10 protein-coding genes are annotated in these 13,527 nt (G+C 58.4%); 8 read left to right on the forward strand and 2 right to left on the reverse strand.

Annotated features, from left to right (window positions below; translation table 11 throughout):
- The first annotated feature begins 3 nt into the window (after window positions 1-3).
- The 7 genes from EKH55_RS04415 (at window position 4) to EKH55_RS04445 (ending at window position 8,947) form a co-directional block, all read left to right on the forward strand.
- On the forward strand, window positions 4-2,151 hold the full coding sequence (locus EKH55_RS04415) for a phage tail length tape measure family protein (RefSeq protein WP_192803746.1): 2,148 nt from the start codon (window positions 4-6) through the stop codon (window positions 2,149-2,151).
- Window positions 2,152-2,154: 3 nt separating this feature from the next.
- Window positions 2,155-2,871, forward strand: coding sequence for a hypothetical protein (locus tag EKH55_RS04420; protein WP_151611057.1), 717 nt, complete (start codon window positions 2,155-2,157; stop codon window positions 2,869-2,871).
- Entirely contained in the window at window positions 2,868-3,452 is a 585-nt protein-coding gene (locus EKH55_RS04425) for a hypothetical protein (RefSeq protein WP_151611058.1), read from the forward strand. Before EKH55_RS04420 ends, EKH55_RS04425 begins: the two co-directional genes overlap by 4 nt.
- The gene (locus tag EKH55_RS04430; RefSeq protein WP_246231775.1) at window positions 3,452-3,850 is read left to right on the forward strand and encodes a DUF6950 family protein; all 399 of its coding nucleotides are present in this window, start codon (window positions 3,452-3,454) and stop codon (window positions 3,848-3,850) included. The genes EKH55_RS04425 and EKH55_RS04430 overlap by 1 nt, the downstream gene beginning before the upstream one ends.
- Window positions 3,851-3,853: 3 nt before the next feature.
- The gene (locus EKH55_RS04435; protein ID WP_151611060.1) at window positions 3,854-5,950 is read left to right on the forward strand and encodes a phage tail protein; all 2,097 of its coding nucleotides are present in this window, start codon (window positions 3,854-3,856) and stop codon (window positions 5,948-5,950) included.
- 67 nt (window positions 5,951-6,017) lie between these two features.
- Window positions 6,018-8,750: a hypothetical protein gene (locus EKH55_RS29320; RefSeq protein WP_192803747.1), complete on the forward strand. Its 2,733-nt coding sequence runs from the start codon at window positions 6,018-6,020 to the stop codon at window positions 8,748-8,750.
- An 11-nt stretch (window positions 8,751-8,761) separates the two neighbouring features.
- Entirely contained in the window at window positions 8,762-8,947 is a 186-nt protein-coding gene (locus EKH55_RS04445) for a hypothetical protein (RefSeq protein ID WP_151611061.1), read from the forward strand.
- A gap of 1 nt (window position 8,948) precedes the next feature.
- Here EKH55_RS04445 and EKH55_RS04450 read toward each other — a convergent pair whose 3' ends face one another.
- Together EKH55_RS04450 and EKH55_RS04455 are read right to left on the reverse strand one after the other, a co-directional pair.
- On the reverse strand, window positions 8,949-10,937 hold the full coding sequence (locus tag EKH55_RS04450; RefSeq protein ID WP_151611062.1) for a glycosyltransferase family 29 protein: 1,989 nt from the start codon (window positions 10,935-10,937) through the stop codon (window positions 8,949-8,951).
- A 470-nt stretch (window positions 10,938-11,407) separates the two neighbouring features.
- Complete coding sequence (locus EKH55_RS04455; RefSeq protein ID WP_151611063.1) at window positions 11,408-12,253, reverse strand: hypothetical protein; 846 nt, start codon at window positions 12,251-12,253, stop codon at window positions 11,408-11,410.
- A gap of 471 nt (window positions 12,254-12,724) precedes the next feature.
- On the opposite strand from EKH55_RS04455, the gene EKH55_RS04465 reads away from it, so the two are divergent.
- On the forward strand, window positions 12,725-13,501 hold the full coding sequence (locus tag EKH55_RS04465) for an ABC transporter permease (protein ID WP_151611065.1): 777 nt from the start codon (window positions 12,725-12,727) through the stop codon (window positions 13,499-13,501).
- The last annotated feature ends 26 nt before the right edge of the window (window positions 13,502-13,527 follow it).

A 13,527-nucleotide genomic window follows, 5' to 3' on the forward strand; every position in this document is an offset into this window, starting at 1 on the left:
ACCATGGACGTGGCGCAGCTTGGCATTGAAGTAACCAGCAAGGGCGCCCCAAAGGCCACCGCCGATCTCCAGAAGCTGACGAACGCCGCCAAAATGGCAGATTCAGCTTCTGACGGCCTGTCCGCATCCACCAAGAACGCGGGTGCTGCCGCATCTGCCGCAGCCGGCGGCTTCAAGCAGGCCGCATCTGCCACAAAGGCATATGCCGCTGCCGCCAACAGCAACGTCAAGCGCATGGGCGGCTCCATGTCGGGCCTCGCTGCCCAGTTCCAGGATATCGGCGTCACTGCCGCAATGGGCATGAACCCGATGCTGATTGCCCTCCAGCAGGGTACGCAAATCGCAGGCCAGATGGAGATGGCGATGCAGGGCGGGGCTAAAGCGTCGTCCGTCTTCTCCGCGGCTTTCGCCTCACTGCTATCTCCAGTGACGCTCGTCTCTATCGCGCTCACGGCCGCGGCCGCAGCTGGTCTCCAACTGGTGGATTGGGCCGGTTTGGCTGCTTCGGCGCTCACAGGCCTTGCCGATGTGCTGCAGACGATAGCACCCTATGCCGTCGGCGCGGCCGCCGCTCTGGCGCTACTCTACGCCCCCGCGATCATCGGCGGTATCATCAGCGTGATTGCGCTTCTGGCTCGGCTGTCGGTCGCCGCTGTATCAGCCGGCGCCGCCATGCTCGCGGCGAACCCGGCCGGCGCGCTTGTCCTCGGGATCACGGCCGCTGTCGCCGCGGCAAACATCTTCCGCGACGAGCTCGCGCAGATCTTCGGGCGCGATATTGTTGCCGACGCAAAAAACGGCGTGAACTTCATCATTGGCGCCTTTGTCGGCGGCTTCAACGCGATCAAGGCAACGTGGTCCGCGCTTCCCGGCGCGATCGGTGACTTCGTCTATGCGACCGCGAACGCGGTTGTCGCAGGCACGGAACTCATGGTCAACATGGTCGTCGCCAAGATCGACGAGCTGATTGCCAAGCTCAACGCCTCCATGAAGTCGCTGCCATTTGGCCTCGGAGACAGCATCAGCATTCCGACGATCGGGAAGTTCGACTTCGGCAGGGTCGAGAACCCCTACAAGGGGCAGGCGGCGGCGGTGGCGACCGAAGCAAGCGCCGCGATGTCTTCGGCCATGAGCACTGATTATGTCGGTGGATTCGGCGAGGCTATTTCCCGCGGCGCCTCGGCTGCATCGGCAAAGCTCAAGGAGCTGGCCAAGGACCTGACGACGGTAGATGACAAGTCGAAAAAGAAGAAGGGCGGAGCCGGCGGAAAGACGGAAGCCGAGAAGTACTCCGACATCGTCGACGGCGCGAACCGCCGCATCGCTTCGCTGAAGGCGGAACAGGCGGCCCTCGGCATGACCGAGCAGGCAGCGCTTGCCCTGAAGTATGAGACCGAACTGCTCAACCAGGCACAGCAGAAGGGGATCAACCTAACTGCTTCCCAGAAGGCTGAACTTGCCGGTCTCGCCCAGCAGATGGCGTCGACTGAGATCGCCACGAGAAACACGAAAGAGGCGATGGACTTCGCCAAGGATGCCACCAAAGGCTTCCTGTCGGATCTTCGCTCCGGTCTCGCGAACGGCGAGGGGTTCTGGAAGTCCTTCGGCAAGGCTGCTCTCAACGTCCTGGACAAGATCATCGGCAAGATCGAGGACCAGCTTGTGGAGGCACTGTTCTCGGTCGGCAGCGCCAGCACAGGCACGGGCGGTGGCGGCTTCCTCGGCGCGATCTTCGGCGGCATCGGCAAGTTGTTCGGCTTCGCCTCTGGCGGGTACACCGGGGGCAAGGCTGCCTCATCTGTGGCCGGCGTGGTTCATGGCGGGGAATACGTTTTCTCCAAGAGGGCAACAGACAGGATCGGCGTTGGGAACCTGGAGTCCATGCACCGGGCGGCCAAGGGATATGCATCCGGCGGCTATGTCGCTCCAGCTCCGGCCAACCAGAACGGCAGCCGTAGCGCGACGGCGGTCATGGTCGACGTCCGCACCTATGTCGATGAAGACGGCAACTGGCAGTCGGAAGTCGAGCGGATCAGCCAAAAGGAAGTCAGAAAAGCTACCCCAGGGATCGTGAACGCGTCGAAACAGCAGTCCGTTCCGGCTATGGCTGAATATCAATCGAACAAGGCAAATGCGGATTGGAGGTCATAGTTTATGCCTGAAATCCTCGTCTGGCCTCATAAGCTGCTGAAGCCGTCCGCCAACCCTGCCGATGTCGTGCCGTTCACTCGTTCCGGCGGTCGCACGCTGGGCGGCACGAAACCGGCCTATCGCACTGACCTCGGGCACTGGCGTGTTGACCTTCAGGACGTCGCATTGGTCACGACCGCGCAGAAACGGACCTGGGATGCGATCTCGACTTATCTCAGTGGAGCATCCGGTCGCGTCGCCGTGCCAATCTGGGCGATCGACACCGCGCCATATGCCAGCGGACAGCCGGAAAGCACGACAGAGGTCACGCATTCCGACGGCAGTACGTTCAGCGATGGGACGCGATACGCGCAAAGCCCGATCGCCATCGTCTCGTCTGGCGTCACGGCGATCGGCGCCACGGTCATGTCCATGCGGATCATCAACGGCGCGCAAGACCTCTCCGGGCTCCGGTTTTCCTACAACCACGTCGCCTACAAGACCGGGCAGGTCCTTTCGATCGTCGACGACGTCTGGACAGTGCGCATCACGCCGTCCGTCGCGCAATTAATCCCCGCCGGCGCCGATCTCGAATTCCACCGGCCGACCTGTGTCTGCAACCTGGCGTCGGACAACGCCATGCGCCGCGGCATGAATGCCGATGGCGTCGAGTTCATCAGCGTCTCGTTTCTTGAAGACACCCGCTATCTGAGCGATCTCGCTGCGGGGATCATCGCATGAGTTATAATCTCCGCATCCTCTGCGACGCGATCCTGCCGGACCGGACCATCAGGGTATGGGATGGATCCGGCCGGGTCTTTCTAGACGGTGAAGGCAATCTCTATCGCGCCGCGCAATTTTCTGAGGACGCTCTTCAGCAGATCGAGGCGGCCATCAACGGGGAAGCATACACGCTCTCGCTCTCCCTGATCGCGCTGCCGCAGATGGCCGGCGATGAAGTCTGGGAATACGATGAGGAGACGCCGATCTCTGGATCAAAGTTCGTCGTCAAACTCCAGACCGTCGATGAGTACGAGCAGCCGGAAGGGGAGCCGGAAGTCGTTTTCACCGGGCTGATCGACAACCTCGCTGTTACCGACCAGGGCGTTGAGGACGATGAAGACGGCGACCGGTGGGAATCGATCGTGACGATCGAGGTGACGAACCGCTTCACGCTGCGCACGCTCGCCAATGGAGCCGTCCTTTCGGACGTGGATCAGAGGGAGCGGTCGAAGGTACTGAACCCGTCCGCACCGGATGACGAGTTCTGCACCCGCGTGCCGACGCTGCTGTCGAAAACAGTGCGCTGGCCGAATTGGTGATGCGCGAAACTCTGGCGCAGTTCATAGCCGCGAATTCCGCCATGCCATGGACACCGGGCGGCGCCGTTGATTGCTGCCTTGCTCTTGCGGAATGGGCGATCTGGCTTGGCTATCCGGATCCTGCTGCGCATCTCCGCGGTGCATACGAACCCGGCCAAGGGCAACTCGACATTCTCGCCAGGTACGGCGGCGCTCTGCCTCTGGTTGCTTCTTGTGCGGCGGCAATCGGTGGCAGGCCTGTCGCCGTTCCTGAAATCGGAAACATCGGTGTCGTCGGAAGTGCGCGCAACCCGCTGCGCCAGTTCGGCGTGATCCATGACGGCCACTCTTGGCTGACGAGAACTCCGACCGGTTGGACGACCGTCTCCGCCAAAGCTCTCGGGATTTGGAAGATCTGACGTATGGGCATCATCGAAACATTCGTGCTGTCGGTCATTGCAACGATCGGCACGACGAGCGTGCTCGTCTCGAACATACTTTATCTTGGCCTCTATGCAGGCATCGGTCTCGGTGCCTCATATCTTGCTGGCCAGGTCTCGCGGTTGTTCGTGCAAAAGCCTTCCGTGCCGAAACCGGAAGACGGATCGTTCAACCTCAAGCAGAATGTCCCGTCTCTCCCGATCGTCTATGGCACAGTGAAGAAGGGCAGCGATTACGTCTTCCTCGAGGAGAAGAGCGGGACCGCCTATCATATCCTCGTCTGGTGCGGCCGGCGCATCAACAATTTCACGCAGCACTATCTGCATGACGAAAAGGTTACGGTGAACGGCAGCGGCGTCGTGACGAGCCCGTCGCATTTTGGCTCGAACGTCACCATTCTGTCCCGGCGCGGCCTCAATGCTGAGACTGCCTATGCGCCGGTTGTGTCTGCCTTTCCAACCATCTGGTCGAACAATCACCGCGGCGACGGCCTCGCGTCGGTGATGATGTCGTGCAGGACGGTTTCGCAGAACGACTACCTAGATGTCTATCCGAGCCAAATGCCGGAGCATTCGGCGGCCGGAGAAGGCGCGCTTCTGTACGATCCGCGCAAGGATTCGACGCAAGCGGGCGGCTCGGGGTCGCATCGTTACGACAACCCGAACACCTGGGAATTTTCCCGCAATCTTGCGCTGATCCGCCTTGACCACCTGACCAAGCCCTATGGCGGTAAGCTCTCCTATGCCGACATGTACATGCCGGACTGGATGAATGCGGCAGATGTGTGCGACGAGCTCGTGACGAACCGCAGCAGCGCGACGGAGCCGCGCTACCACGGCGGGATCTGGTTTCGGGCGAACAATGATGCAACGGAGGTCGGTCGGAACATAGACGAGGCTGCGGAGCTCGTCGTCTATGAGCGGCCGGACGGGCTGATCGGTGTTCATGCCGGCGAGTATGTCGCGCCGACGGTCCGCCTGACGCAATCGGACATCTTCGCGATCTCGGTCGACAAGAACCGCCGCAAGGCAGCCACGGTGCTTGCCGTGCGCGGGCGCTACGTCAACCGGTCGAATGACTACGTGACCGAGGACGCCGCGCTCTACGGTGACCCCTATGGCATTGTGGATGACGACAGCGAGAGGACGCGGACTTTCGATAACATCTGCATCCAGTCGCACAATCATTGCCAGCGGAAACAAAAACTCACCTATACCCGGGCCAACGCAAGACGCGTGCAGATCACCGCGGATTATCGGGCGGCGAAGGGTGTTACCTATTCGCGGTTCGTCAGGGTGCACTGGCCGTCGCGAGGCCTTGCGGAAGCGATTATCGAGATCACCTCCGGCGTCACACGAGATCTTCGCAACATGCGGATCTCGTTCGCCGGCATCCTGGTCTCGTCCTCGCTCTACGATTTCAACGCGGCGACGGAAGAAGGTGAGCCTGGGGCCGTCATCGAGCCCGCGCCGGATTCCGGCGTCCCGATCCCGGTAAACTTCTCGGTCTCGATCGAAACGGAAGTCGTTTCCGGCGGCAGCACGGCGGCTTACGGTCTTGCGACGTGGGACTTTGTCGACGACAGCCTCATCTACGAACTGGAATGGGAGCCGACGGACGGATCCGAGCCGGCGCGTTCGGCTTTCTCGACGGCCGGCCAGATCGAAGTCCGCTCCTCCTACCTCGCGGACGGGAAGGAATACAAATTCCGTCTCAGGGCGTGGGGCGGCGGGTCGAAGAGTGCGTTTACGGCCTATCAGACGCTCACTGCGACGGCCGATCCGGTGGCGCCTGGGCCCGTTACAGGAGCTTCGCTGACTGGCGGGGCGGGTGAGGCTGAGTTCGACTGGATGGCGCCGAATAGCGCCAACTACTTCGCCTCGAGGCTTTACCTCAACACTGTGAATGACTTCGCCACGGCAACGCTAGTCGCCACCGAATACGGCGCCGCGGCTGCCAACGACGCCCGCACTGTGACCGGCCTTTCCGCCGGCACCTATTATGGCTTCATCGAAGCGATCAACTCTTCCGGCGTGGCCGCGACAGAAGTCGCGGCCGGATCAGCCATCGTCACCTGACCAACTCCCAATCCAACCGTTCTCCACACCCTGCCGTCTCGGCCGGGCAATCCCGCTTGAGGTAAACATGGCCTTTTCTCCGAATGCGAACACCGTTTATCGCGACTATGAGGCAGACGGAATCCCGTCTTCAGGCGAGCACGACCCGAAGAAGTCGGACATCCGCACGCTCCTCACGACGTACGAGACGATAATCGATGCATTCACCTCGAACGGCGGCCTGATCTATTCCAGCAAGGCGGCGCTCGATGCTGATCTCGCGCATGGCGCCAACACCATGGCCTGGGTGCTCGGCGATGCGACGGTTGCCAACAACGGCGTCTACCAGAAGCAGGGCGCTTCTGGCGCTGGCTCCTGGACACGCGTAGCCGATCTCCCGTTTTCCTTCATCATCGCTTCGGACGCCGGCGCCGGCACGGCGAACGCCATTCAGGCGACGACGAGCATTCCGGTCAGCAGCTCGGCGCTGATCTGGATGAACATCTTCGAGGCAAATACGGCGTCGCCCGTGACCGTGTCCTTCAACGGAGGCTCGGCGCTGACGATCAAGACGAACAGCGGCAATGATGTTGCGGCCGGCGGCCTGACTGCCGGAATGATCGTGCTCGGCATCGTGAGCGGTTCGACCTTCCGGCTGGTGAGCGACCAGGCGAGCGCGGCGGTTCTGGCGGCGTGCGAGGCGGCGCAGGCGGCGGCAGAAGCGGCGGCCTCGCAGGCGGCTGCTGCGGCGGCGTCTGTTGTGAACCTCATCTCGCTGGGCTGCGATGACACAGGGAGTGTCGATTGTTCGGCCATCCTTGACTCGGCCGAGCTAACCTACAAGCACATTATCATTCCTGACGGCAATTTCCTGGTCGACGCGGACAGGATCTGGCGCAGCAGCGTCACCTATCATTGGGAAGGCGGCCTGTTGGTAAACGGCACAGGTAGGACCCAGACATTTCTTGCGAACCTCGAAGCGCCGCCAACCGCGCACGTCTTCGGTGGCGAATTGACAGACGGAGCCTATACGCGCATCGGAAACGAACCTTACCAGTTTCGCTGGCGAGGAGGGCCGCAGATCAAGCATGCCACCGGACAATGGTTTGGTTCCAAGAACGATATCGTAGAGCTTACCGACGGCGCTGTTTCGGCCGCGGCTACTACGTTCACCTCCGCTTCGGCAAACTTCACCTCTGCGGACATTGGCAAACTGATCTGCATCCATGGCGCCGGATCGTCCGGAAACAATCACGCGGCGACAATCGCCAGCATAAACTCGCCAACGTCTGTCGAGCTCGCCAATGCGGCTGTCACCACCGTGTCGGGAGCCGAGTTCTTCTATGGGACGGACGACGAGGTAAGCCTCCACTGTGCTCAGTATTTCAACGGCACCATCTTCATGGTGGATGACTGTACCTATCTCACGGGGCGCCAAATTCAGCAGAGGAAAAGCCGTCAACTGATGTTCGGGAATGGGGGCCGAGCCAGGTTAAAGTGTTCTGGCGCAAGCACACTCGGCGCTGTCGTCGGCGTCAGAGGAATACCTCCCGCAACCGCCTCTGGCGAGCCGCAGGAGTATGTAGAGGATGCCATCGTTGAGGGAATAATCATCGACGGATCGAAGGCTGTAAATGCGAACTGCTATGGGGCTGCCTTCCACAAGCGAAGCGGCACGCGTCGATGCATCATGGTAGATGCCGGGCGGAAGGCGATCACACATCAATATTGGTGCATCGATCCCATTGCGGAGGACGACAAGATACTGTCTGCTGTTAAGGAGGTCGGTAATACGACGGGCGCAATCTCTGTTGAGGGGCAGACGGCCGGTCTGAACTATACGAACGACGGCGGCTTCAATGGCGTCGCCGATATGCTCGGGGCGGATTGCGTTGGCGGGCATATCCGTGTCTCTACGATCGTCGAGAGCGACTACAATTACATTGTCCTTCAGCGCTGCACCGGCGTTAGCGTCGATGTGGGGCGTTGCGGCGATACGATCGGCTCCGGTGGGCACATTGTCCTTGGCCAGTACGCCAAGAGCAATGAAATCAATGTGAAGAAGGCGGGGAATACTGAGCGTCGCTTCATCTTTTGTGACAGCAATTCCCAGGACAACGAGATCCATATAGATGCGGGTGACAATACCGGAACCGGGGCGGACGGATATTCGGTCCGCGACCTGGGTAGCAGAAACCGCATTCATGCCAAATTCGATCATTCGAACACGGCTACGACCAACGGGCGCGCGGTGGAACTGGCTGGAGCCGATGGCGACATCGATCTTGACGTACGCTCATGTGACTCCACGACAGTTGTCGGGGGTGCCGGCACAGGTTACCGGTTATTGCCGACGATGCGCGTCAGAGCGACGGCGGCCCGCGCCGTACTATCCGGCGCTGCATGGAGGATCGGGGGCGACTATGAACCGACCGGGGCGACGGGGATCCAGCTCAATGGCGCAAACTCCATCGTCCTGCCTGGCACGAAGATAGGGGGCAACGGGAGCCAGCGCATCCTGGTCAGCTCCGGTGTTGCGGGCGCCATCGTTCCTGGCGGTATCTTTTTGACCGGGACTGGCGCCTCTATTGACTGGGCAAACACTGCCGATCTGTGGTCCAGCGGTGTGAAGCATAGCAACGTAGGGGATACGAGCACGTACCATTGCGTTCGGATGGGGAGCCTGATCGACGGCTCCTATGCTGGTGACCCAAATGGCGTGATTACCGGCACCTATGGCTCTACCATTCGCGACGGTCTCAACGGGAACGTCTATCGCAAAACCAGCGCTAGTGGGAATACTGGCTGGACAGCTATGTGAGGAGAAGAAAAATGGCTGAAGATCAAGTCGAAGTGCCGAGCGTGTCGATCCACGTTAGCCAAACGGGTCTCGTGCAAATCACCTTCAAGGGCGCAGTTGCTTCAATGGATGAGGCGTCCGGGGAGGCTGTGCTGTCGATCTCGGCTGTTCAACTGCAGGAACTCAAGGCAGCTATCCTTGAGTTCCTGCCTGAGTGATTTAGAGGCGTTTGATAGCGCCCTTATCGAGAAGGCTTTGCATATAGGCCTTCTCGCGATCGAAATCATGTTTGCCATCAGCCTTCGTCGTCACGTCGAAGTAGCGGCTAAGTGTCACCCGGTTGTCGGCGTAGAATTGGAAGCCGTGCACGTAAACCGTCGCGGCTTTTCCGTGCATGTCGCGGGCCCATTGAACGGCAACGATTCCCGTTGATGGCCACTGGTTTTCGGCTAGGTCGAAATCCATATCTAGGCGGAGGGCGTCGACATAGATCGAAGACTTTAGGACGTTCTCGGGTGGTGGAAGAACTTTGCATCCGCGGTCCTTGTCGAGGAGCCTGGCTTTAATCTTCTCGTAGTCATCGCGCATGTTGGCGCCGCACACGAAGACCTTTGATGCCGGAAGGGAGCTGAGCTCCTCGCTCGGCATGCAAGCCGGTGAAATGAGAGCATAGTCCGTCTTCGATCCGATATGCTTTTCGAATCCTTTGATCCGAAAATTGTTGACCCGGATAACAACGTCGAAACCGTCAATTTTTTGGCCAAGTTCCCGCTCAAGGACCGAGGGAGCATTGCCCAGAACAACAACCTTGAGGTTCTCTGCTTTTGCCAGGAAAGGAATCGGGAAGTTCTTCTTGCGTGAGGCGCGGGCAAGCCGCCGCCTCTCGCGATAGTGTTCGATCTTAAGATCGGAAGCCAGCCGTCGCGTTATACCCTTTAAGGCGTCACGTTCCTTCAGAACGTGTTCTAGTCGTCGCCCCTTTCCGTCGAGGGTGGTTCTTTCCCGCTGAACTGCCCGCATCAGCTTCAGGAGTTTGCTCTGCTCCTCTTGAAGTTGGGCGACGCGAGCGTCCAGGCTGTCGGCGTTCCTCTCTTCGTAGAGATCGACGACCTCTTGGTCGAAAATCGGCAAGTTGAACGGTATAGTATGTCTCGGCCTGAAGGCTCTATCACGGAAGCGTTCAACGCTGAAATTCTCAGCGATTGCGCGGAAGCGTTGCGGATCAGGCCTGAAAGCTTCGATACTCTCGCAAAGCTTGCGGCACATGGCGTCGGGGTCTAGCGCCACAAATTCTCGCGGTAGCATCTCGTTAAAGCCGGTAGTGGCGAAAGCATAGGCCGGATGACCGGTCGCGAGCGCCTCGAACACGACTAGCGGACTCGGGTCGTCACGGGATGTGAGGACGAATATATCCACTTCTTTCAAAGCATCTTGAAAGTTCGGCGCGTGGCCCATCCATTTGATCGCCTTCGGGTACGGGACGTTGAAATTTTTCGCTCGGTCCGTTGCCGCGTACCAGCGGAACTCCACCGGGCGCTTTGCGACCTTGGAGACCGTATTCGCTATATAGGAGAAAATATCGATGCCCTTGCGCTCATCAGGAACGCCGGCTCCCGCAATCACGATCGGAACCGTCTCTGGCTTGGGCTCAGCACGTGCATTGACTGCGAAGCTCTTCAGGTCAACCACCTCGTAGACAATCCGGAAGCTGTCTAACGAAAAACCGAACATCGTTGCCACGCTATGGAGGCACTGCGAGGTCGGGACCCAATTCATCACATGCAGGCATTGGAGGAGTTCGCGGCACCGCTTGAAGTTCTGCGCCTCGCGTTCGGCGAGGAAACGAAGGTTCCACGCCGTCTCGTGCCAGTAGATAGTGACTGGGATTGCCTTGGCGAACGCAGTCGACAGCGCCACGATGCTGCTGGGCAGCAGGAGAGACTGAAACCCGTTAAACAGAAAATGAGGGTGCTGAACCTCCGCCAGCTGCTTTGTGAGGGACTTCTTGAAACTCTCTGCATCGTCAGTGACATTGCAATAGCCGGCCAGATCAGCAATTCGATCTTCGCCAATGAATGCCTGGTATATGGATGCGCAAGGTGAAGTGTGCTTGTCTCGCGGGTGGTGCGACAGGAAGATGAAGTTGGGGATGAACCCCATATCATCAGTCTCGACGCCGTCCTGAATGCGCCGCTGATCCATGTTCATTGAAGGGCTTCCTATTCCGAGAGGTAGTCTTCTTGGGAGCACAGACTACCAGTTGGCTTCGTATTGTTCCGAATCTTCCGGTTCCGGGAGTTGGTCATCCTCTTCCTCAACCTCTTTCGGCTCCCGGAGGGCAAAGAACGAAACTACAGCACCAACAAGGAAGACGCAGCCCTTGGCTGCGTCGTATGGCAGAAAGTAAGAGATGCCGACGAGGGCAAAGGCGAGGCAAACAACGGTTCTCATAAGGCACAACCAGACTGAGGGCAATTAGCGTTAGGCGAAAACGCGATAAGGTCACTTTTCCTGGTCACATTGTGAACACTGTAGTCTGCGCTCCAATTCTAGGTCCACCGCGCTGTCGACACTTTTGAGCGCCTGCTCGATGATTCCACGGGCGGTATCAGGGTCGTCAGAGTATGCGTTCTCGGCTTGCGCTGCTCTTATCAAGCCCAAGATGGCTTCACCAATCGTCATTTTGCTGGCACTCCCTCATCTGCTGTTAGGCGCGACTTGATTTGGTCGATGTAACCGATCAGTTGTCTCTTAGTAGAATCGTGTCCCTGTAGGGCGTCGATATCCTCAGCGGCCATCGCGAGTGCGCGCTTTTGGCCGTATCGGAAATCATTAATTGCCACAGTGGCGGACCTATGGGCGCTTTTCTCATATTCCTGGGCAACAAGCGAGAACAACCGACATTCTTCAACATCATCTCCGGCGCCAACTGCATCGTGGATCACATGCTCGAGAAGGTTCAAGTCCGCCAGGGCGAACCCGGCCGGATGACCGGAATATGGGAGTGCCCAGAGTATGGTGCTCTGGTGCTCAGTTGCAATCGCCGTGCTGTGAGCGTTGTCCATGGAGTGCTTCGGGTCGAAAAAAATGTGCGCAGGAATGCTGCTGCTGGAAATACGGTGGCGCCATTCATTAATGGTAGCCAGTTCCGCCCTCCAACGCTTCTCGAACGGTGCAAGAACAGGATCAAGGGATATTTGAGGCGATATAGCAATGGACCTGGTTGCGCCAAACCTTTCAGCAAGCGCCACAGCGGCGAAGCCGCCCATACTTGATCCCATGACGATGCGATTGTCGAACCCGGAAATTAAAGGCATGACGGTTTGTATCGCTGCGTCAACGTCGGGGGTTTGGTACCAATGGTTGCGGAGTGCGACAAAGAACATCGCGCTGGTGCCTATGTGCTTCTCCCAAAGCGGTCGCGGTTGAACCGACGTCCAATTCGAGAACGTCACAGCAACGGTGTCGGTCGGGGCGCGGCGAAAGTGAACCTGCAAATCTCCACTCGAATAGACGCATTCCATAAAATCGCTCCCTTTCATTCCCAACGGGTATTCTTCAACCTGTTTTTTGCCTATGACTCAAGGCCGGTTGTCCAGGAGAGGGTGTTAATGAACATAGACGAGCTTATCCGGCGTCTCGAGACAGCTCCGAAGCCAGAGCGTTCTCTCGATGGAGAGATTGCGCTGATGTTGGGGTGGAGGAGGCAGGCCGAGGAAGGCCAAGTCCAGGAAGGCGCGCAGAAGACAACTCGGTGGATCGTGCCCTCCGGCCAATCTCCGGGAACGGTTCCGTCTTTCACATCGTCGATCGGCGCAGCTGTGGAGTTGATGAACAGGATTTCACCCGCGGACGTGTGGGGGGTGAGTTTTGCCGAGGGCAAAGGCACTGCCGTCATCGGGGGTGGTCCATATTGTCATGGAGCCACACCGGCAATGGCGCTGTGCATCGCCGCGCTCAAATTGAAGCGGTTCCGAGATCAGCGGCGATAGGTCATGAACATTGTATTTCAACATGTTCGGGTGACCGGCGCCCTTATGGTGCGCGAAATGTCCACGCGGTATGGTAATAAACCGGGTGGATATGCTTGGGCTCTGATCGATCCAGTTGCGCATGTCCTTCTGCTCACGTTGATTTTCCAGACGATATCCAAAGTTCCAGCCCTTGGTAGTAGCTTCTCGCTTTTCTTCGCATCCGGTTATTTGCCGTACTCGTTCTACCAGTCGATGGCAGCCTTTACGTCGGGGGCGATTAAGGCAAATAGAAACTTGCTGAACTACCCAGTTGTTTCCCCATTTGATGCAGTGGTATCGCGGTATTTTGTGCAGATGCTAACCTCAGCTCTAGTCGGCTGTATCGTTATGGCCACAGTAATTTTGCACGACGGAGTTTCATTGCATGCAGACCTTCGTGGTGTGGTATCCGCGTTTTTTCTTGCGACATTTCTCGGCTTTGGAATGGGGCTAATAAACTCTGTGCTTTTTGCTCGATCTCCACTGTACGAGCAAGTGTATGGGGTTATTACACGGCCGCTGTTCATGCTGTCTGGAGTGTTCTTCCTGACTGATAGTATTCCTCACCCATACCGGGACATGCTGCTTTACAACCCGATTGCTCAGGTAATAATGGCGTTTCGCAAATCAATATATCCAGAGTACAGAGCATTTGGCTTGGATATGTTCTACATTGTAATCGTTGCTGTGATGTTAATTTCTGTCGGCCTCATGTTGTTTACCACCTCTGGAAGGGCAATTCGAGAAGATAGACTTTAGCATTCGCAAGATTTTCATTCAAAACC

Origin of the sequence: Sinorhizobium alkalisoli (assembly GCF_008932245.1) — a bacterium.
Lineage (GTDB): Bacteria > Pseudomonadota > Alphaproteobacteria > Rhizobiales > Rhizobiaceae > Sinorhizobium > Sinorhizobium alkalisoli.

What these genes read in the sequence shown, in the direction of transcription:
- EKH55_RS04415 (WP_192803746.1), top strand. Translation starts at nt 4, where the DNA reads ATGGACGTGGCGCAGCTTGGCATTGAAGTAACCAGCAAGGGCGCCCCA.
- EKH55_RS04420 (WP_151611057.1), top strand. Translation starts at nt 2,155, where the DNA reads ATGCCTGAAATCCTCGTCTGGCCTCATAAGCTGCTGAAGCCGTCCGCC.
- EKH55_RS04425 (WP_151611058.1), top strand. Translation starts at nt 2,868, where the DNA reads ATGAGTTATAATCTCCGCATCCTCTGCGACGCGATCCTGCCGGACCGG.
- EKH55_RS04430 (WP_246231775.1), top strand. Translation starts at nt 3,452, where the DNA reads ATGCGCGAAACTCTGGCGCAGTTCATAGCCGCGAATTCCGCCATGCCA.
- EKH55_RS04435 (WP_151611060.1), top strand. Translation starts at nt 3,854, where the DNA reads ATGGGCATCATCGAAACATTCGTGCTGTCGGTCATTGCAACGATCGGC.
- EKH55_RS29320 (WP_192803747.1), top strand. Translation starts at nt 6,018, where the DNA reads ATGGCCTTTTCTCCGAATGCGAACACCGTTTATCGCGACTATGAGGCA.
- EKH55_RS04445 (WP_151611061.1), top strand. Translation starts at nt 8,762, where the DNA reads ATGGCTGAAGATCAAGTCGAAGTGCCGAGCGTGTCGATCCACGTTAGC.
- EKH55_RS04450 (WP_151611062.1), bottom strand. Translation starts at nt 10,937, where the DNA reads ATGAACATGGATCAGCGGCGCATTCAGGACGGCGTCGAGACTGATGAT.
- EKH55_RS04455 (WP_151611063.1), bottom strand. Translation starts at nt 12,253, where the DNA reads ATGGAATGCGTCTATTCGAGTGGAGATTTGCAGGTTCACTTTCGCCGC.
- EKH55_RS04465 (WP_151611065.1), top strand. Translation starts at nt 12,725, where the DNA reads ATGAACATTGTATTTCAACATGTTCGGGTGACCGGCGCCCTTATGGTG.